Source organism: Planctomonas deserti, from assembly GCF_003067705.1.
GTDB lineage: Bacteria > Actinomycetota > Actinomycetes > Actinomycetales > Microbacteriaceae > Planctomonas > Planctomonas deserti.
This window is the reverse complement of the sequence record NZ_QANL01000084.1, coordinates 1-636: the sequence shown is the minus strand read 5'-3', so window position 1 is coordinate 636 and position 636 is coordinate 1. Positions and strand designations below refer to the sequence as shown.

At 68.7% G+C, this 636-nt stretch carries 2 protein-coding genes; both read left to right on the top strand.

The annotated features are described in order from the left end of the window. A partial coding sequence (locus tag DAI20_RS19665; RefSeq protein WP_497802643.1) for an O-methyltransferase occupies window positions 1-249 on the top strand: 249 nt, incomplete at its 5' end. A 109-nt stretch (window positions 250-358) separates the two neighbouring features. Then, on the top strand, window positions 359-636 hold a 278-nt coding region (locus tag DAI20_RS19660), incomplete at its 3' end, for a pseudouridine synthase (protein ID WP_240606145.1).

The following is a 636-nucleotide window of genomic DNA, read 5'->3' as shown; positions in this document are numbered from 1 at the left end:
TGGCTGGCACAGGCCGCCGATGCCAGCATTGACCTGCTGTTCCTCGATTCGGACCGCGGGCAATACGCCGGCTGGTGGCCGCAGCTGCGCCGCGTGCTGCGCCCGGGGGGCCTGCTGGTGGTGGACAACGCCACCTCGCATGCGGAAGAGATGGAACCGCTGCGTGTGCTGCTGGACGCTGATCCGGACTTCAGCACCAGCCTGGTGCCGGTGGGCAATGGCGAGCTGTTGGCCGTACGCAGCGCCTGACCGCTCTACATCGGTAGGTGCCAACCTTGGTTGGCACGCTGTTGCCGGTCGCGCAGAGCAGCCGAGCATGGGCTCGGCTCTACAGTAAGCAGGCCCTTATAATCCCGCGGTGAGCACCGAACCCGATACCCTCGCCGCGGTCGAGACCGACACCGCGCCCCTGCAGCTGCTGCACCTGGATGAGCGCCTGGCCGTGGTCAACAAGCCTGCCGGGCTGATGGTCCACGACAGCAAGCTGGCCCGTGGCGAAGACGACTTCCTGGCCGACCGCCTGCGCGAGCAGCTGGGCCGACCGATCTTCCTCGTGCACCGCCTGGACCGGGCGACCAGCGGCTGCCTGCTGCTGGCCTTCGACCGCGAGACCGCCAGCGCGCTGGGCAAGGCGCT